At 62.0% G+C, this 19,161-nt stretch carries 15 protein-coding genes and 2 pseudogenes; 14 read left to right on the forward strand and 3 right to left on the reverse strand.

What is annotated here, in order from left to right; all coding sequences use genetic code 11:
- The first annotated feature begins 1 nt into the window (after position 1).
- Complete coding sequence (locus CJU94_RS21440) at positions 2 to 1,150, forward strand: DUF1501 domain-containing protein (RefSeq protein WP_095422729.1); 1,149 nt, start codon at positions 2 to 4, stop codon at positions 1,148 to 1,150.
- Positions 1,151 to 1,330: 180 nt separating this feature from the next.
- On the opposite strand, the gene CJU94_RS21445 is transcribed toward CJU94_RS21440, so the two are convergent.
- Both CJU94_RS21445 and CJU94_RS21450 read right to left on the reverse strand, forming a co-directional pair.
- The gene (locus tag CJU94_RS21445) at positions 1,331 to 1,690 is read right to left on the reverse strand and encodes a BON domain-containing protein (RefSeq protein WP_095420720.1); all 360 of its coding nucleotides are present in this window, start codon (positions 1,688 to 1,690) and stop codon (positions 1,331 to 1,333) included.
- Positions 1,691 to 1,978: 288 nt separating this feature from the next.
- Positions 1,979 to 3,781 (reverse strand): annotated as a pseudogene (locus tag CJU94_RS21450) (acyl-CoA dehydrogenase); the annotation flags it as partial.
- A 268-nt stretch (positions 3,782 to 4,049) separates the two neighbouring features.
- Between CJU94_RS21450 and CJU94_RS21455 the strand changes: the two are divergent.
- The 12 genes and pseudogenes from CJU94_RS21455 to CJU94_RS21515 all read left to right on the forward strand — a co-directional run bounded on the left by CJU94_RS21455 (position 4,050) and on the right by CJU94_RS21515 (position 16,263).
- Positions 4,050 to 4,823: an SDR family oxidoreductase gene (locus CJU94_RS21455; RefSeq protein WP_095420721.1), complete on the forward strand. Its 774-nt coding sequence runs from the start codon at positions 4,050 to 4,052 to the stop codon at positions 4,821 to 4,823.
- 88 nt (positions 4,824 to 4,911) lie between these two features.
- Positions 4,912 to 6,594 (forward strand): long-chain fatty acid--CoA ligase, encoded by a 1,683-nt coding sequence (locus tag CJU94_RS21460; RefSeq protein ID WP_095420722.1) that lies wholly within the window; start codon positions 4,912 to 4,914, stop codon positions 6,592 to 6,594.
- 176 nt (positions 6,595 to 6,770) lie between these two features.
- Positions 6,771 to 7,085: a hypothetical protein gene (locus tag CJU94_RS21465; RefSeq protein ID WP_095420723.1), complete on the forward strand. Its 315-nt coding sequence runs from the start codon at positions 6,771 to 6,773 to the stop codon at positions 7,083 to 7,085.
- A gap of 239 nt (positions 7,086 to 7,324) precedes the next feature.
- Positions 7,325 to 7,473 (forward strand): annotated as a pseudogene (locus CJU94_RS41840) (MFS transporter); the annotation flags it as partial.
- A gap of 129 nt (positions 7,474 to 7,602) precedes the next feature.
- Positions 7,603 to 8,733, forward strand: coding sequence for a VIT1/CCC1 transporter family protein (locus CJU94_RS21480; protein ID WP_095420724.1), 1,131 nt, complete (start codon positions 7,603 to 7,605; stop codon positions 8,731 to 8,733).
- A gap of 391 nt (positions 8,734 to 9,124) precedes the next feature.
- On the forward strand, positions 9,125 to 10,303 hold the full coding sequence (locus CJU94_RS21485) for a quaternary amine ABC transporter ATP-binding protein (protein WP_095420725.1): 1,179 nt from the start codon (positions 9,125 to 9,127) through the stop codon (positions 10,301 to 10,303).
- The gene (gene choW / locus CJU94_RS21490; RefSeq protein ID WP_095420726.1) at positions 10,296 to 11,198 is read left to right on the forward strand and encodes a choline ABC transporter permease subunit; all 903 of its coding nucleotides are present in this window, start codon (positions 10,296 to 10,298) and stop codon (positions 11,196 to 11,198) included. Before CJU94_RS21485 ends, choW begins: the two co-directional genes overlap by 8 nt.
- A 7-nt stretch (positions 11,199 to 11,205) precedes the next feature.
- A complete protein-coding gene (locus CJU94_RS21495) occupies positions 11,206 to 12,207 on the forward strand; it encodes a GlxA family transcriptional regulator (RefSeq protein ID WP_095420727.1) in 1,002 nt (333 codons plus the stop codon).
- 100 nt (positions 12,208 to 12,307) lie between these two features.
- The gene (locus CJU94_RS21500; RefSeq protein ID WP_095420728.1) at positions 12,308 to 13,243 is read left to right on the forward strand and encodes a choline ABC transporter substrate-binding protein; all 936 of its coding nucleotides are present in this window, start codon (positions 12,308 to 12,310) and stop codon (positions 13,241 to 13,243) included.
- Between the two features lie 320 nt (positions 13,244 to 13,563).
- Positions 13,564 to 14,826, forward strand: a complete 1,263-nt coding sequence (locus CJU94_RS21505) for a DUF6531 domain-containing protein (RefSeq protein WP_095420729.1) — start codon at positions 13,564 to 13,566, stop codon at positions 14,824 to 14,826.
- A 126-nt stretch (positions 14,827 to 14,952) separates the two neighbouring features.
- The gene (locus CJU94_RS21510) at positions 14,953 to 15,381 is read left to right on the forward strand and encodes a hypothetical protein (RefSeq protein ID WP_244221044.1); all 429 of its coding nucleotides are present in this window, start codon (positions 14,953 to 14,955) and stop codon (positions 15,379 to 15,381) included.
- A 459-nt stretch (positions 15,382 to 15,840) separates the two neighbouring features.
- Entirely contained in the window at positions 15,841 to 16,263 is a 423-nt protein-coding gene (locus CJU94_RS21515; RefSeq protein ID WP_157763797.1) for a hypothetical protein, read from the forward strand.
- Positions 16,264 to 16,384: 121 nt separating this feature from the next.
- Here the strand turns inward: CJU94_RS21515 and CJU94_RS21520 are convergent, their stop codons facing one another.
- Positions 16,385 to 17,467, reverse strand: coding sequence for a GlxA family transcriptional regulator (locus CJU94_RS21520; protein ID WP_095422730.1), 1,083 nt, complete (start codon positions 17,465 to 17,467; stop codon positions 16,385 to 16,387).
- A gap of 283 nt (positions 17,468 to 17,750) precedes the next feature.
- Between CJU94_RS21520 and CJU94_RS21525 the strand changes: the two genes are divergently transcribed.
- Positions 17,751 to 19,145 carry an L-serine ammonia-lyase gene (locus CJU94_RS21525; protein WP_095420731.1) on the forward strand — a complete coding sequence of 465 codons (1,395 nt, stop codon included), beginning with the start codon at positions 17,751 to 17,753 and terminating at the stop codon, positions 19,143 to 19,145.
- The last annotated feature ends 16 nt before the right edge of the window (positions 19,146 to 19,161 follow it).

A 19,161-nucleotide genomic window follows, 5' to 3' on the forward strand; every position in this document is an offset into this window, starting at 1 on the left:
CATGTTCTCACGCCGCCAGTTTCTGAGCGTCGCCGCCGCGGGTGCGGGTGCGATGCTCGTGTCGCCGCGGATCGCTCTCGCGAGCGTCGCCACCGATCGTCGTTTCGTGTTCGTGATCCAGCGCGGGGCGGCCGACGGCCTGAACCTCGTCGTGCCATACGCCGAGCCCGCTTATGCCACGCTGCGCGGCGCGCTTGCCATCGACACCTCGAACGCGCCGCGGCTGGACGGCACGTTCGCGTTGCACCCGGCGATGGCGCGGACCGCCGCGATGTATGCGGACCATCAGGCGCTGTTCGTGCACGCGGTGGCGTCGCCGTATCGCGACCGCTCGCACTTCGACGGACAGAACGTGCTCGAGACCGGCGGCGCATCGCCGTATCAGATCAAAGACGGCTGGCTGAACCGGCTCGTCGCGCAGTTGCCCGCCACGCGGGAGAACGCGATCGCATTCGCGCCGACCGTGCCGATGGCGTTGCGCGGCCCGGCGGCGGTGACGTCGTATGCGCCCTCGGCGCTGCCGCAAGCCCCCGACGATCTGCTCGCGCGGGTCTCGCAACTCTACGACGAGGACGCGCAGTTGCGCCCGTTGTGGGAGTCGGCGATGAACGCGCGCGGCCTCGCTGGCGACGCCGGCGCGCGTCAGGATCCGGCGAGCCTCGGCAAGCTCGCGGCGGGTTTCCTGTCGCGTGAGAACGGTCCGCGCATCGCGATGATCGAAACCGGCGGCTGGGACACGCATAGCGCGCAGAACGCGCGTCTCGCCAATCAGCTGAAGGCGCTCGACACGATGCTCGCCGCGTTGCGCGACGGCATGGGTCCGTTGTGGGGCAAGACCACCGTGCTGGTGGCGACGGAGTTCGGCAGAACCGCCGCCGCCAACGGCACGGGCGGCACCGATCATGGCACGGGCTCGGTGGCGATGGTATTGGGCGGCTCGGTGCAAGGTGGGCGTGTGATCGCCGACTGGCCGGGGCTCGCGCCTCACGACCTTTACGAGGCACGCGACCTCAAGCCGACCACCTCGCTCGACGCGCTGATTGCCGGCGCCGCGAGCGAAAGCCTCGGGCTCGATCCGCAGCGTACGGCGTCCGCATTGTTCGGCCCAACGCCGAAGGGGCGGCCGCTGACCGGCATCGTGCGCGCGTAGCGGCGGTGAACGGACATCGGATAGATGCCCCGCGTGGATCCATTGCAGCAGGATCGCATGAGGCGAGCACGACGGCGGCCGTGTGTTTCAAATACCGGGACGACAGGCGGCGCGTCATGCTGTTATCGAGCGGCGTCGCCTGTCGTCACCTCGCAAGTCGCCGGGTGAAAACCGTGACGTTTAACCTCCGCCGCCTTGCGTGCCGATCGTCAGCTTGTTATTCACCGACTTCACGCCCGCCACATTTTTCGCCACTTCCTCCGCCTGCGGAATCTGTGCGCCGTCGGGCACGGATCCAGTAAGCGTCACGACTCCGCCGCGAGCCCGGACAAACACGTTCGACACGTCAAAACCCTGCGCCTTCGACAGAGCCTTGCGCACTTGCAGACCCAGCGAGCGGTCCGCCTTCTTTACCGTCTTGGCACTGGGCGCCGCCATGTCGCCGGACGCCATCGCGTCACTCGCCTGGGCATAGGCGCCGGATGCGGTTGCCACACACAATGCGATGCCGAGCGCCTTCAAAAGATTGACTGTTTTCACGTTTTCTCCATCCTCGAAAAATTAATGTCGCTTCGTTGCATGCAAAAAACCACGCGCTTGCGAGCACTTTCCGCTCACGAGGAGCACCCTGTCTTGTAGAAGAGTCATGCTGCCACGCTCCCGGCGCGCTTAAACAATACTCCAGCGCACGCGCTCATGCTGAAAAAACTGGCGCGCAACGCCGCGCGAGCCGGGGGGCGGACAATCGCTGCGGCCGCCGCCTTCGCTCGCGTGGATCGGGCATGGTGCGTGGTTCGGACTGCAGATTCGCGCGTGACGCGGTGCCTGGAACCACCGCGGCGCCATGCTGAGCGTGGTGTCGTCCAGAGCGCGCAGCATCTGGAGCAGCGGGGCGACGCGCGGCAGTTCCTAGCGGAAAAACCACTGGCACGCCTGCAGTTTGCCGCGATAGAAGTCCGCATCCGCCTCGCGATTCGAAGCGGGCAGCGCGGCGCTGGCGACGATCGCCTGCCGCAACGACGTCCACGCGATCACGATATGGCCGAATGCTTCGAGAAACGCATTCGCATTGGCGAGCGCACGTTCGCCGTCATGGGCCAGCGCGGGCAGCAGCGCCTCGGCGGTGGCAGCCAGGTCAGCCCATGCTTCGCCGAGTGCGGCGGCATGCGCATGCAAGGGCGTATGCTCGCGCGCCGCATCGATCGTGCGCTGGATTTCACGCGCCAGTTGGCCGAGCGCGGCACCCTGTTTCATCGTTGCCTTGCGGCCAAGCAGATCGATGGCCTGAATGCCATGCGTGCCTTCGTGAATCATATTCAGGCGATTGTCGCGATAGAACTGCTCGACCGGATACTCACGCGTATAGCCGTAACCGCCGTGAATCTGGATCGCCAGACTGTTGGCTTCGAGACACCATTGGGACGGCCAGGATTTCACCGCCGGCGTGAGCAGGTCGAGCAGCAGGCCCGCTTCAGCGCGCGCCGTGTCGCTCTCGCCGGTGTTCTGTTCGTCGACCAGACGCGCCGCGTACAGGCATAACGCGTAAGCACCTTCCACGTAGGCTTTCTGTGCGAGCAGCATGTGGCGCACGTCGGCGTGTTCGATCAGCGGCACTTGCCGATCGAGCGGATTCTTGTTGTCGGGGCGACGTCCCTGCGGACGCTCACGCGCGTAATCGAGCGAGGCCAGATAGCCGCGGTAGCCGAGCATCACCGCGCCGAGACCGACGCCGATGCGCGCCTCGTTCATCATGTGGAACATCGCGGCGAGACCCTGATGCGCTTCGCCCACCAGTTCGCCGATGCACTCGCCCCGTTCGCCGAACGACAGCATGGTCGACGTCGTGCCGCGCCAGCCCATCTTGTGAATCAGTCCGGCGAGCGCCACGTCGTTGCGCGCGCCGAGGCTGCCGTCGTCGTTGACGCGCAATTTCGGCACGGTGAACAGGGAAATGCCCTTGACGCCCGGCGGCCCGCCAGGAATGCGCGCCAGCACCAGATGCACGATGTTCTCGCTCAACTCGTGATCGCCGCCCGAGATGAAAATCTTGTTGCCGCGGATCGAATAGGTGCCGTCCGCATTGGGCGTGGCGCTCGTGACGAGATCGGACAGGCTCGAACCCGCCTGCGGTTCCGTCAGCGCCATGGTGCCGAACGCGCGGCCTTCGAGGAGCGCCTGCAGATATTTGCGCTTTTGCGCCGCGCTGCCGAACCGTTCGATCACGTTCGCGTTCGCGCTGGTCAGCATGGCGTACGACGCGGTGGCAATGTTCGCACTCTTGAAGAGTGACAGGCACGCAAACGAAATCACCGAAGGCAGTTGCATGCCGCCCCATTCGTAGTCTTTCCCGGCAGCGAGAAAGCCGGTGGCGCGCAATGCGTCGAGCGCCTCTTTGACTTCGGCGGGCAAGGTGATGCGTTGGCCGTCGAACCGCGGTTCGTGTTCGTCGGAAAGGCGGTTGTGCGTCGCGAACTTTTCCACGGCGACCGCATGCGCGGTGTCGAGTGCGGCGTTGAAGGTCTCACGGCCGTGATCGGCGTGACGCGCGCGGCGCGTAAGCGTCTGTGCTTCGAGCACTTCGAACAACTGGAACTCGAGATCACGCGGATTGATGATCGACGCATCTTGCATGGAAGAAGACCCGTAGAAAAAGTAAGCCGCTATGCGCAACAGCGACGTGACGCATAGGGGAAAACACGACGGAACGCCTCAGCACGGCATGCTTGAAAAGCACGCTATCCGGGTAATTCCCAATGCCTTGCCGCGCGGCTATGCGAGCCAGCTTATAACGAAAACGAATGAGCGTGCTTTTATTTACAGGCTGAATTCCGGCACGTATGATGGGCGAACAGGACGGCCTACCAATCTGCACAGCAGAACAATCTGGAGGAGCGACGCAATGTCTGTGAAGGACCTGTTTCGACTGGACGGCAAGGTTGCACTCGTCACCGGCGGCTCGCGCGGACTCGGTTTGCAAATGGCCGAGGCACTCGGCGAAATGGGCTGCCGTGTCGCCATCACCGCGCGCAAGGCCGACGAACTTGCCGAAGCGAAAACGCATCTGGAACAACGCGGCATTCAAGTGCAGACGGTGGTCAACGACCTGCAACGCTTCGAAGGCATTCCCGGCCTCGTGGATGAAGTGCTGAACGTGCACGAGCGCATCGACATTCTCGTCAACAACGCCGGCGCGACATGGGGCGCTCCCGCCGAAGACTATCCCGACGAAGCGTGGCACAAGGTGATGAATCTGAACGTGAACGCACCGTTCTTTCTCGCCCGCGAAGTCGGCAAGCGCAGCATGATCCCGCGGCGCGCGGGCAAGATCGTCAATATCGCTTCGGTGGCTGGGCTGAAAGGATCGCCGCCCGGCATGAACACCATTGCGTACAACACGTCGAAGGCCGCCGCGATCAACTTCACGCGTGCGCTGGCCGCGGAGTGGGGCAAGTACAACATCAACGTCAACGCGATTTGCCCGGGTTTTTTCCCTTCGAAGATGTCGGCGGGGCTGCTCGGCAAACTCGAAGACACGATCGTCTCGCGCACGCCCTTGCAGCGGCTGGGCGGCGACGAAGATCTCAAAGGCCCGATCGTGTTTCTTGCGAGTGAAGCGTCGCGCCACATCACCGGTCAGGATTTCGCGGTGGACGGCGGCGCGATCATCGTCTGAGCGAAGCGTGGGTCACGCGTGACGATGTGAACGAAAGCGCGCGGCCGCAGAGAACCGCGCGCGGACACTACAAGATCAGGAGACGCTGATGAACGAACGCCATCACGCCCATTGGCCGCCGCAAGTGCCATTGCATTTGACGCTGCCTGAAACGAGTCTTTTCTATAACGCCGAGGTGTCGGCAGCGCGCTTTCCCGCCAAGCCGTTCATCATCTTCTACGATACGGCGGTGACGTTCTCGCAGTTCAAGGACGAAGCCGAGCGGATCGCGGGCTTTCTGCAGCAGGAGTGTCAGGTCAAGGCGGGCGACCGTGTGCTGCTCTATATGCAGAACAGTCCGCAATGGATCATCGCGTATTACGGCATCCTGCGGGCGAACGCGGTGGTGGTGCCGGTCAATCCGATGAACATGAGCGCCGAGCTGGCGCATTACGTCGAAGACAGCGGCGCGACCACCATCATCGCGCCGCAATGCCTGTTCGCGAACGTCGAGCCGCTGATCGGCAGCGGGCCCGGCAAGGGCATCGAGCACGCGATCGTGGCGACCTATAGCGATTATCTGCAGCGGCCGTCGCCGATTCCCGTGCCGGAGTTCGTCGCGGCGCCGCGCAAGACATTCAGCCTGGCCGGCGTCACGTCGTGGCACGACATGATCGAGCGGCGCATCGCGCCGGGGCCGCTCACCGCCGGTCCCGACGATCTTTGTGTGATGCCTTATACGTCCGGCACCACCGGCAAACCGAAGGGCTGCATGCATACGCACCGCAGCGTGATGAGCACGCTGCTTGGCGGCTGCGTCTGGTTCTCGGCGCCGCCAGACGGCGTCTATCTATCGGTATTGCCGCTCTTTCACGTGACCGGCATGCAAGGCGGCATGAACAGCGCGGTCTTCTCCGGCGCAACGATCGTCCTGTTGCCGCGCTGGGATCGCGAAGCGGCAGCGCTATGCATGCAGAAATATCGCGTCACCGCGTGGCAATCCATCTCGACGATGATGGTCGATTTCCTGTCGAACCCGAAACTCGGCGAATACGATCTGTCGAGCCTCACCGGCACGCGCGGCGGCGGCGCGGCAATGCCGGATGCGATCGCCCGAAAGCTCAAGGCGCTGACCGGGCTCGATTACGTCGAAGGCTACGGTATGACGGAAACGATTGCCGGCACGCATATCAATCCGCCGCACCGTCCGAAGCCGCAGTGTCTGGGCATTCCCGTGTTCGACGTGGACTCGCGCGTGATCGATCCGGTCTCGCTGCAGGAATTGCCGCAAGGCGAGACCGGCGAGATCGTCGTGAACGCGCCGCAAGTCATGCTGGGCTATTGGGGCAATCCGAAAGCGACGGCGGAGGCATTCATCGAACTCGACGGCAAGCGGTTTCTGCGAACCGGCGATCTCGGCCATATCGACGAAGACGGGTATTTCTTCATGACCGATCGCCTGAAACGGATGATCAACGCATCCGGCTACAAGGTGTGGCCGGCCGAAGTCGAGGCGCTGATGTACCGGCATCCGGCAATTCACGAGGTGTGCGTGATCGGCGTGAAGGACGAAAAGCGCGGCGAGACCGTCAAGGCGCTGGTGGTAGCCGATGCGGCTCACGCCGGCACGATTACTGCGAAGGAGATCATCGACTGGGCGCATGAGCAGATGGCGTCGTATAAGGCGCCGCGCATCGTCGAGTTCCTCGAGTCGCTGCCGAAATCGGGCAGCGGCAAGATCTTGTGGCGGAAATTGCAGGAAGAAGACGCGGCGCGCACGGCCGGCTCGTGAGGTTCGTCTGACTGACATAGCGGCGGCTCGGGGCGCTGAAAATACGCTTCTGACGGTTTGCCTGTAAGCTTTGACCGCGAGTACGCCATGACTGCCGTGCGCGGCTCGCGGTAGTGAACAAAGGCCTGCTGACAGGCTTGAATGCTATTGCCAACTTTCGAGAGGGGATTTTGAAAATGAAGAGCTTTGCCGTTAAACAGATCATGCTCGGACTGGCCGTTACCGCCCTGATGGCCGGCAGCATTCCGCTCGCCGCGGCGCAAGATGCCAGCGGCGCTGCGGCTACGGCGGCACCCGCCGCGGCGAGCAGTGCAAAACCGACCAAGGCCGAGCGCAAGGCGGCGCGCAAGCAAGCGCGTGCCAAGAAGAATGCCGAGTTAAAGAAGCTCGAAGATGCAGGCTACCAGCCGGGTCAGAACGATCCGAACTATCCGGACAAGCTGCAGAAGGCGGAGAAGAAGGCTGGCATCGGAGCGGGCGCGAGCCAGTAATCGTGACGCACGCCGCGCGGCGTGACTGCACTTCGCGCGGCTGCCGATAAGATCAACGGATCAGCGGATCAACGTCCCACGTGCGCCCCGCGGCCGCGAACGATTCGCCTTGGGTCGGCTTGACCCATTCAACGCGCGCCAGGCGTCTCGATCAGCATGTCCACGCACGCCTTGACGCGCGCCGTCATCTGTAACTGCTGCGGGTACACTGCGTAGATATCCGCACCCGGCGTGCGGTTGTCGGCCCGTTTGCGATCGGCTGGCTGAAGAGCGTGACGGGCGGATACGCCCCGGGCTCTATGTGGTGGCGGCGAGTCTCGCGGTGTCCGCTTTGCTGGCGCTGGCCGTCGGCCGGCGAGGACACCGGACCGCGCCCGCCGCGCATTGATCCGGCCGGCGCGAGTGTCGACGCGAAGCATTGAAGTTCTCGCTCGAGCGACGTTTTAGGGCGTTGATGCTTTCCGTACCTGAATCGATTACGCTTTTGCGAGCGACTTAAAAATTCAGGTACACCGCCATGGCATCCCGACAGGAAATAAAACGTTATAAAGCCAATCTCTCCGATGAACTGCACAGCGCCGCGCTGTACGAAACGCTCGCCGAGGCCGAGAAAGACGACACGCGCAAAGAGGTGTACAGCGACCTCGCCAAGTCCGAGCGCGCTCATGCGCAGGTCTGGGCCGACAGGCTCAAGGCCAGCGGGCTCGAACCGAAGGGCGCCGGCCCCGCCATAAAAACCCGCCTGATGAAGGCTCTGGTGCGCCTGTTCGGCGCGGGCTTCGTGCTGCCCACGCTCGCTGCCGCGGAATATGCCGACCGCAACAAATACGAGGGGCAGCCGGACGCGGGCCGGATGTCCGCCGACGAACAACATCATGCCGCGGTCGTCCGCACGCTGGCGCAAGGCGGCGGCGATGCGAACCTGTCGCCGGGCGCGCGGATCGCGGCCGCGGAGAAGTGGCACAAAGGCGCGGGCTCAGGCAACGATTTGCGCGCCGCCGTGCTCGGGGCGAACGACGGTCTCGTCTCGAACTTCTGTCTGATCATGGGCGTGGCCGGCGCGGGAACCGGCAACAAGGCGATTCTGTTGACGGGCCTCGCGGGGCTCATTGCCGGCGCCTGTTCGATGGCGCTGGGTGAATGGCTCTCGGTGACCAATGCCCGCGAACTGGCCAGCACGCAGATCGCGAAAGAGGCGCAAGAAATCGAGGAAACGCCCGAAGCCGAAGAACACGAACTTGCGCTGATCTACCGCGCCAAAGGGCTCGACGCGAACGAGGCGAAACGGGTCGCCTCCCAAATGATGCGTGACAAGAGCAAAGCGCTCGATACCCTGACACGCGAGGAGCTCGGGCTCGATCCCGCGGAGTTGGGCGGCAATCCGTGGTCGGCCGCGGGCGTGTCGTTCTGCCTCTTCTCGGTGGGCGCGATTTTTCCGGTGCTGCCGTTTCTGTGGGCTCGCGACTTCAGCGCGATCGTGCAATGCGTGGTGCTCAGCATGCTGGCGCTCGCGTCGATCGGCGTGTTTACCTCGCTTTTCAACGGACGCAGTGCGGGATTTTCGGCGTTGCGGCAGATTGTGATCGGGCTGATCGCGGCGGCGTTTACGTTTGGAGTTGGGCGATTGCTGGGGGTGTCGGTTTCGTGAACGCCGAACGTTGTCCGGGTAAGCGTTTACACTGACTCCCGGAAGACGCCTCGTCTGCTGCACCACCGCATCTCACGCGGCAACCCCGCCGAAACGCATTTTTTTTGCCGCCCACCGCGTCGACTTGCTCTGGCGCGACATGCGTCGGCGCCCCCCCGAACACCCTCCAAACCCTTGCCCAGTAACGCTTCGGCCGCCGCCGCGCGGCGTGCGCCAGATAGGGGTGTCGCATTTCCACATGTGCTTGTCGCAAATAGTCGGCTAGGCGTACTTTTTTCTGGCAACTATGTATGCACAGCGCGGACGGACGTCCGCCACTGCAGCAACTATCTTGCATGGGACTGGAGTCGGCGTTAAAGCGCTGGCTCAGGTCGACATAGGAGAGCATTCAATGAATTCCCCCAAGGTCGTGGTCGAAGGGCTGTGCAAGGTGTTCGGCACCAACCCGAAACAGGCGATCGGCATGCTGGCAGGCGGCGCAACGAAAGAGGAAGTGTTCGCGCGCACCGGTCAGATTGTCGGCGTCCACAACGTATCGTTCGAAGTCAAGGAAGGTGAGATCTTCGTGCTGATGGGCCTGTCCGGCTCGGGCAAGTCGACGCTGATCCGTCTGATCAACCGGCTGGTCGAGCCGAGCGCCGGCAAGGTGCTGATCGACGGGCGCGATGTGGCCAGCGTGCCGCGCTCGGAATTGACGGCGCTGCGCCGCAAGGACATGAGCATGGTGTTCCAGTCCTTCGCACTGATGCCGCAGCGCACCGTCCTGTCCAACGCGGCGTTCGGCCTCGAAGTGGCGGGCGTGGGCCGCAAGGAGCGCGAAAAGCGTGCGATGGCCGTGCTCGAACAGGTCGGCCTCGCGCCGTTCGCGGAAAAGCTGCCCGCGCAACTCTCCGGCGGTATGCAGCAGCGCGTGGGTCTCGCGCGGGCACTGGCGGTCAACCCGTCGCTGATGATCATGGACGAGGCGTTCTCCGCACTCGATCCGCTCAAGCGCAAGGAAATGCAGAACGTTCTGCTCGATCTGCAACGCGAGCAGCAGCGCACCATCCTGTTCGTGTCGCACGACCTGGAAGAGGCGATGCGTATCGGCACCCGCATCGCGATCATGGAAGGCGGCCGGGTCGTGCAGGTCGGCACGCCGCAGCAGATCATCACCAATCCGGCCGACGATTACGTCCGTGCGTTCTTCGAAGGCATCGACACGAGCCGCTATCTGACCGCCGGCGATCTGATGCAGACCGACGCCGTGCCGCTCATGCAGCACTCGCCGCAGATCGATGCGTCGAGCGTGGCGGCCACGCTTAACGGCAGCGCCGACTACGCGTTCGTGCTCGACAGCGAACGCAAGATTCGCGGCTTCGTGTGCCGCGACGCGATGGGCAGCGCTTCGCCGCAACTCAATCAAATCGAATGCATCCGCCGCACCACGCCGCTCGACGATGTGGTCGAACTGGTGGTGGCGAGCCGCGCGCCGCTGCCGGTTGTCGAAGCCGACGGTTCCTACTGTGGTTCGGTCAACAAGACGAACGTGCTGAACGTTCTCACACGCCATCGGAGTTCCCATGTCTGAAGTCATTCCACTTGGCGCCTGGGTCGATCACGGCGTTCATTACCTGCTTGACCACGACGCAAAAACGTTTGATTCCATCGGCAAGGTCATCGAGAGCTTTGCAGCGGTGATCGAACACGGTCTGCAAGCCGTGCCGATGTGGGCGATGATGGCCTTTTTTGTCGGCATCGGTCTGTGGCGGGTGGGCTGGCGCTTCGCGCTGTTCACGCTGCTCGCCATGCTGCTGATCTACGGCACCGGGTTCTGGGATCAGATGGTGATCACGCTCGGCCTGACGTTATCGTCCACGTTGATCAGCTTGCTGCTCGGCGTGCCGCTCGGCATCTGGACCGCGAAGAGCCGTACCGTCGAGATGATGGTGCGCCCCGTGCTCGATCTGATGCAGACCATGCCGGCATTCGTGTACCTGATTCCGGCCGCGATGCTGTTCGGTCTGGGCCGCGTGCCGGGGATTCTCTCTACCGTCATTTTCGCCATGCCGCCGGCGGTGCGTCTCACGTCGCTCGGCATCAAGCATGTGAACCGGGAAATCGTCGAAGCAGGGCAGGCGTTCGGCTGCACGCCGTGGCAATTGCTCTACAAGGTGCAGTTTCCCAACGCGCTGCCTTCGATCATGACCGGCGTGAACCAGACCATCATGATGGCGCTCTCCATGGTGATCATCGCGTCGATGGTGGGGGCGGGCGGTCTGGGCAACGACGTGCTGGCGAGTATTCAGCGGCTCGATATCGGGCTCGGCTTCGAAAGCGGATTGTCGGTGGTGATGCTGGCGATCATCCTCGACCGCATCACCGAGAGCTTCGGCCGGTCGCCGGGCATGGCGCGCGCGCCGCTACTGTCGGGCTTGCGCAGCCTCATGAAAGTGCGCCGCGAGCCGGCGGCACAACACGGCTGAGCCGCCAATGAAGCGCGACGCGATCACGCCGGTCGAGCCCCAAGCCGATTCGCCGCTGTCCGGGCTCGCGCACGTCGGCTTTCTGACGCTGCCGAACTTTTCGATGATCGCGTTCACCAGCGCGGTCGAGGTGCTGCGCATGGCCAACTACGTGGGCCGCGCGCAGCACTACCGGTGGTCGGTGATCACGCCCGACGGCGAGCCGGCGCGAGCGAGCAACGGCATCACGGTGAAGCCCACCACCACGCTCGCCGAAGCCGGCATGCCGGACGTGCTGATCGTCTGCGCCGGCTGGCATGTGCGCGAATACGTGGACGACACGGTGATTGCGTTGCTGCGCGACGTAGCCGCAAAAGGCATTCCGCTCGGCGGCATCTGCACGGGACCGTACGCGCTGCTGGCCGCCGGACTGCTCGACGGTTATCGCTGCACCGTGCACTGGGAAGACATGTCGCCGCTGCACAAGACTTACCCGGATGTGCGTTTCGCCGACGAACTGTTCGTGATCGACCGCGATCGCCTGACCTGCACGGGTGGCACCGCGCCGCTCGATCTGATGCTTAACCTGGTCGGCATGCGGCTCGGGCATGCGGTCGCAGCGCAGGTGTCCGAACAGTTCATCGTCGAGCGGATTCGCGGCTCGACGGACTACCAGCACATTCCCGTCGATGCGCGGGTCGGTTTCTCGCGCGCGGAACTGATCGAGGTGGTGCGCCTCATGGAAGCGAATATCGAGGAGCCGTTGTCGCTCGACGAACTCGCGCGGCTCGTGCGTCTGTCGCAGCGGCATTTGCAACGCATGTTCAAGATGTTCCTGAGCGTGTCGCCGACGCACTACTATCTGACGCTGCGTTTGCGGCGCGCACGTGAACTGCTGCGCAATACGGATGCGTCGATTGCGCGCGTGACGACGGTGTGCGGCTTTCATTCGCCGTGTCATTTCAGCAAGGCCTATCGCGCGCAGTTCGGTCATGCGCCGAGCGTCGAGCGGCGCTTGTCCGCACAGTGAGTTGCGTCACGCTTGCATGATGCGCCGCCCGAAACGGTCGGCGTACAGGAATCCGCTTCGTCAACAACCAGTCAAGCATCTATCACCCTGAGGGAACGCCATGAAACGTTTGTGGGCTGCGTCGTTGTGCGCGCTGTCTGTGTCATCTGTCTTTGCTGCGGAACCCGCCACTTGCCGCGACGTCCGGTTTGCCGACGTCGGCTGGACCGATATCGCGGCGACCACCGGGCTTGCGTCGACCGTGCTCGAGGGGCTCGGCTACAAGCCGACCAAGACGATCGCCTCGGTGCCGATCACCTTCGCCGGCGTGAAGAGCAAGCAGATCGACGTTTTTCTCGGTTACTGGTCGCCGACCATGGACCCGATGATCGATCCGTTCAAGAAGTCCGGCCAGCTCAGCGTTTTGCCCACGCCGAATCTGACCGGCGCGAAATACACGCTGGCGGTGCCGGATTATGCGTATCAGTCCGGCATCAAGACGTTCGCCGACATCGCGAAGAACTACGACAAGCTCGACGGCAAGATCTATGGGATCGAGCCGGGCAACGACGGCAATGCGTTGATCAAGAAGATGATCGACAGCAATCAGTACGGGCTCGGCAAATTCAAGCTGGTGGAGTCGAGCGAGGCGGGTATGCTGGTCGAGGTGAACCGTGCGATTCGCGCGAAGAAGCCGATTGTGTTTCTCGGCTGGGAGCCGCATCCGATGAACGTGCAGATGAAGATAGATTATCTGTCCGGCGGTGACGACGTGTTCGGGCCAAATTATGGCGAAGCGAAAGTGCTGACGGTCACGCCGAGCGATTATTCGACGCGCTGCCCGAATGTGGCGAAGCTGGTGTCGAATCTGCAGTTCACGACCGATATCGAGAACCACGTCATGCTGCCGATCATGAACAAGACCGACCCGAACAAGGCCGCGCGCGAATGGCTGAAGGCGAATCCGGCGGTGCTGGACAAGTGGCTGGCCGGGGTGAAGACGTATGACGGGAAGGATGGGTTGCCGGCCGTGAAGGCTTATGTAGCAGGGAAGTGAGGTTGGGTTTGAGAATGGGGCGGCGGATCGGGCAGTCTTTTTGCGATGCCCTATACGTCGCTTTGTTCTTTTGTTTTCTGTTCGCTTAGCCCTCGGGCGGTGGTCTCGTGTGTTGCTGCCGGATCTGTTGTTTCTGCATCCCGATTGGATGTCGTTTGACAGCTGAGATTCAGGGTCCCTACAAGGCATGTCGGTGTTTATCGACTCGCATTAGATTCCGTGTGTGGATACCTCAGTTTTAGGAGTTGTCGGATTTTTTGATTGTTGCAGTCCTTATAGGGTGCTTGGGCTAAATCCAAGTACAACCGATAAGGACGACGATGATAAGAAACAGAATTAAAGAGAGTCCGGGCGGAATGGTGGCCCGCCTGTTGGCCGCATTCATGCTGCTCATGTTGGCGTTCGGTGCGAACGCGGCTGATTGCAATGCGGGGTGGGCAGCCACCGGTGCAAAGCCGGGTTTGCCCACCTGCCCGCAGGACGCGTACGCCGGCGTACCAGGCGGCATGCAGTACTACAACTGCGTGAGTTTGCCGCTTATCGACGCGTGGTGTGCGACACCTGCGGATAATCAACCGGAGGCCAGTTATCCGGTCTCTGACCCGGTGTTCCCCGGCAGCGGAGCGGTTACGCTGACTGAAGCCGACTTTGTCAGCGGCGACGATATTCCGATGCTTTTCACGCGGACATATCGTTCAAAGTCGCTGACAGCATTGGCGACGGCAATGGGGCCGGTCTGGTTCCATAGCTGGCAGCGAAGCCTGGGACTGGCAAATGCCAACAACGGCGGCACGTCAACCGTGCTGGCCTATCGGGAAAACGGTGAGCCCACTACTTTCATCTGGTCGGCCGGCACCTGGCGAACAAAGGCCTTTACCGGTCTGACGCTCGCGCAAAACGGCTCTGGCTGGACTCTCACCGACCTGAATACGGACACCGTAGAGTCGTACTCCGGGCAGGGTGTGTTGCTGACTGAGCGCACAAAGACAGGCTTTGTTCGTACGCTGAGCTATGACGGCTCCGGTCTCCTGACCGCTGTTACACAGCACGCCGAAGGCACGGATGCCACCAGGGACATCACGCTTCGACTCGACTATGACGATAAGCGTCGGCTGTTGCGTCTCAATGATCCGCTAGGTGGTCTAACCCAGTACGGATACGACGCGAATGGCAATCTTGTTTCGGTCACCTGGCCGGACGGTTATGTACGTCGCTACGTCTACGACGACACGCGCTTCAAGAACGGATTGACCGGAGAGGTCGACGAGTCGGGCAATCGTATTGCGACGTGGAACTACGATGCTCAAGGTCGCGCAGCGGCGGTCAGTCACCCCAATGCAGTACAGAACGTGCAGTTGGCCTATAACGCCGGCTCAACGGTTATCTCCGGCAGCAAAGGTTCGACCACACTAAGTTTATCGTCGATCGGCGGTGTGCTCCGGCCTACCGGGAGCACTTCTACGGCCGGTAATACCGCCTCGGTCTGGGATGCGTCAGGCAATCTGCTGAAAGACGTTGACGCCAGTGGCGGCGCCTCGGCTGGTAGAAAGCGGCTACACGCAGACGCTGAGCAAGGATGGTAAGGCCGACATCTTTACAAAAGATGGTGCACGGTACACAGTCAGAAATGAATCGAACTCAGGATATCCAACCGCCGAATATGTACCGGCTGGCGCACCACGAGGGACCATTAAGATACGGCTTCCATTATGACCAAACCAGACTTCATCTCCGATTCGGCGATCTTTTATCCACTGTGGGAACGGGCGAATGGGCGCGTGCAAGAGTTGGCTTCAGCGTCGCCGGGCGAGCTGCTCTATTTTGATTCTATTGATATATCGACGCAAAAATTTTTTGAACTTGTGCGAGCGTTGCTGGCCTTCGAAGGTGCGGAGGATTTTGTGACCATGGTGCTGAAGCCGGACCCTTTCAGCTACTTTAATTTCCATTTCATAAGTACCCCGGCTTCGTGCATCGTGCAGACCAGTCCGATGACGATTTTTTTGAATCTTGGCAAAAAGATCCCGGCGACAGTCCGGCAGATTGTCTATGGGCCAATTCTGAGCGTTATGCGGTTCTGCCGACGCCTGGGACGTGGTTTATGTACGCGGACAGAAAATGGGAACTGGGCGTGCTGATGGGACCGCCTAATGTCATTGCGTTCGCCCGTAGCTTTTATCCGTTTTTTCTCCAGCCTGCCGAAGGGTTTAGTATCGTTAAATAGCTCGCGTTCGATCGGGGAGTTGGCTAGGGTCGAAACGACGTAACAATTTGCGTCGTTTCCGCATGCCACGTTGACCGCCCGAGCCTACGCAAAATCACTCGCAGTCGATCTTTGAGATAAACCTCCGCTATGACGGCTGAAAGCAGTTGCTTAGCGAGGGCGGCAAGATCGACATTTTCACTAAAGACGGGAATCGCTACGGTGTTCGTGACCAGTTGAACCACGGGCAGCCCACGACGGATTATTTTCCTGCAGGTTCGAAAGGCGCAACCGTCAAAAATCCGCCAGTGCAGCTTATGAGCAACATTGATTACATTAACGACCGTGAGATATTACGCCGCTTTGGCAGCGTGCACGTGAGTGCATGGAGCGGGTGTCATTCACCCCGGCCGTGGAGGTGTTGCACTACGACTCATCTAACCTTGTGACTCAAATTTGTCATGATCTTATCCGGAACATTGCGGCGTTCAACGGAACCGGCGACTTCGCCGTGGTGGTTCTTAATCCGGACCCGTTCAACTACTTCAATCTGCATTTCGGGAAGTACCCGGGATTCATAGTCGAAGCGCAACATACCAACGACGACTTTTTCGAAATACTGATGAGGGACCCTGGCGACAGTCCGGCTGATGCGATCGGCTTTTATTCGGAGCAATATGCAGTCTTGCCCATATTGGGAGAATGGTTCTTCTATGCCGATCGAGGATGGGACGGTGGAACCGGCGTTCTCGGGGGTCCTCCGGATGTCATGCAATTTGCTCAGCAACGTTTCGGTTTTTACGAGAATCCGGTTTGAGTTTTCTGTTTTGCCAATGTCATTGCGACGTGTGGTCGCGGTGGTCGCGCGCGTGTACGGATCAATAGATCTGGACACGCGCCGAAACCGTCGCCGGCGAATTCGCGTCGCGTCACCCCCCTCAAATCGCCCGCGCCCGCCCCGGAAACGTCTCCTCATAATCCCCACTATCCACGCCTTCCGCCGCGGTGCCGCGCTGCTCGCGATACATCATCGGCGGCAAACCGAACTGCTTGCGGAATTCCCGCCCCAGATGCGACGCATCGGAAAACCCGCAACTCGACGCAATATCGGCCACCGTCTTATCCGAACTCGTGAGCAGCCACGCGGCGGTGCGCAAACGCACCTGCTTCGCATAAGCCTGCGGCGCCTTACCCGTTTGCGCCTTGAAAAGCCGCTCCAACTGACGCGGCGACAGATCGAGCTTGCCCGCAAGTTCGTCGAGCGACAATGAACGGCCCACATGCTGCTCCATCAGCAGAATCGCGCGCTTCACCTTCGGATGCGCGGCCGGCGCGAGTCCCGGTGGATGCGGCTGCGGCGCGTTACCTTTCTGCATGTCGTCCACAAGCAGAATACGCAGCGCCTTCTGCACCGTGGCGGTTTCGAAATGCCGCAGCAGAATCGCGGCGGCGACGTCGATCGACGCGCGTCCGCCTGAACACGTAATGCGGCGGCGGTCGATCACGAACAGCCGGTCGGCGACCAGCGCCTCCTCGTTGACCGACGGAAAGCGTTCGATGAAATCCCAGTAGTGAAACCAGCTCACGCAGATGCGGTGTCCCTCCAGCACGCCCGCGCGCATCAACGAAAACACGCCCGTGCACATGCCGACGAGCGTCGCATTCGTGGCGGCGGCGCGGCGAATGAAGGCGAGGGTTGCTTCGTTCGTGGCAGGCCCGGAATGCAGCAGGCCGCCCACCACCACCACGTAATCGAACGGCTCGGCGGTGTCGAAGGTTTCCCACGGTGTGATCTGAATGCCACAACTCGCGCGCACCGGAGCAAGGGTTTCCCCTATTACGCTCCACGAACAGCGCACGGGCTTGCTGAAATCGCCTTCGTCCGCGGACAGGCGCAGCAGGTCGACGAAACCCGAAAACGCCGTCAGCGTGAAATTCGGCAGCAGGATGATGCCGAAGCGGATGCGCTGCTTCGAGGTGCCGTCAATCGATTGAAGGGGAAGCGGTTCAGCGGAATTCATGCGTGCAGCCAGCAAGGGAAAGGGTTGGATCAAGCATAGCACCAGCGACGGCGGCCGCAGCCTGCGCGCGGATTGGCGGCGTGCCGCCAGCATCGCCAGCCGCCAGCCCGGCGCCTTTCGCAAATGCGTCAGAAGTCTTCGCAAATACGTCGCGCCCCTTTGCCGGCGGGCCGCTTGACGCCACTATCCCACCGTCATGCCGTTTTTATTCTATCGATTCAATTTGACGTGCGGTGCAATAGAGGCAAATCCACCCAAGGCATCGCAACGCACAAGGCACGCCATGAACGTCAGCGTCTTCGATCTGTTCAAGATCGGTATCGGTCCTTCAAGCTCGCACACGGTCGGGCCGATGATCGCTGCTTGCCGCTTCGCTTCGCATATCGAAGACGCCAATCTGCTCGGCTTCGTGCGCAGCGTGAAGGCCGAACTGTTCGGCTCGCTCGGCGCGACCGGCAAAGGGCACGGCACGGACAAGGCGGTGTTGCTGGGGCTCGAAGGCAATCTGCCCGATTCGATCGACCCGGATCTGATCGAGCCGCGCCTGCAGGCGATCCGCGCGACGAAGCAGATCGTGCTGCTCGGCAAGCATGCCGTGAAATTCGACGAACGCGAGCATCTCGGCCTTTTCCGCAAGCTGATGCCGGGCGCGCCGGGTTCGGGCATCGTGCATCCGAACGGCATGCGCTTTCAGGCCTTCGACGAAAACGGCCAGCTGCTGGTGGAGAAGGAGTATTACTCGATCGGCGGCGGCTTCGTGGTGAATCGCGAAGGCGATCGCGTGAACGGCGTGCGCGCCGGCGCGCAAGTGCCCTATCCGTTTCGTACCGGCGACGATCTGATGCGCGTATGCCGCGAAACTGGTCTGTCGATCGCGCAGATCACGCTGCGCAACGAATGCGCGTCGCGCCCCGAACAGGACGTGCGCGAAGGGTTGCTGGCCATCTGGCGCGCCATGTCCGCGTGCGTCGAACGCGGCTGCAAGGTGCGCGGCGAGTTGCCCGGTCCGATGCACGTGAAGCGCCGTGCCGCCGACCTGTGCGCGCAATTGCGTTCGCGCTCGGAAGAGTCGTTGCGCGATCCGCTCTCCATGCTCGACTGGGTGAACCTGTACGCCATGGCCGTCAACGAAGAGAACGCGGCGGGCGGCCGGGTCGTCACGGCGCCGACCAACGGCGCAGCCGGCGTGATTCCCGCCGTGCTGCACTACTACGTCAAGTTCATGCACGCGTCGAACGACGAGGGCGTCGTCGACTTCCTGCTGACGGCGGCGGCGATCGGCATCATCTACAAGGAAACAGCGTCGATCTCCGGCGCCGAAGTGGGCTGCCAGGGCGAAGTGGGCGTGGCGTGCTCGATGGCCGCCGCGGCGCTCGCCGCCGTGATGGGCGGCACACCGACGCAAGTCGAAAACGCCGCCGAAATCGGCATGGAACACAACCTGGGCATGACCTGCGACCCGGTCGGCGGGCTCGTGCAGATTCCCTGCATCGAACGCAATGCGATGGGCGCGATCAAGGCGCTTAACGCCGCGCGCATGGCGATGAAGGGCGACGGCCAGCATTACGTGTCGCTCGACAACGTGATCAAGACCATGCGCGAAACCGGCGCCGACATGAAGACGAAATACAAGGAGACGTCGCGCGGCGGTTTGGCCGTGAACGTCATCGAGTGTTGAACAGTAACGAAGCATC

Origin of the sequence: Paraburkholderia aromaticivorans, assembly GCF_002278075.1 — a bacterium.
Classification (GTDB): domain Bacteria; phylum Pseudomonadota; class Gammaproteobacteria; order Burkholderiales; family Burkholderiaceae; genus Paraburkholderia; species Paraburkholderia aromaticivorans.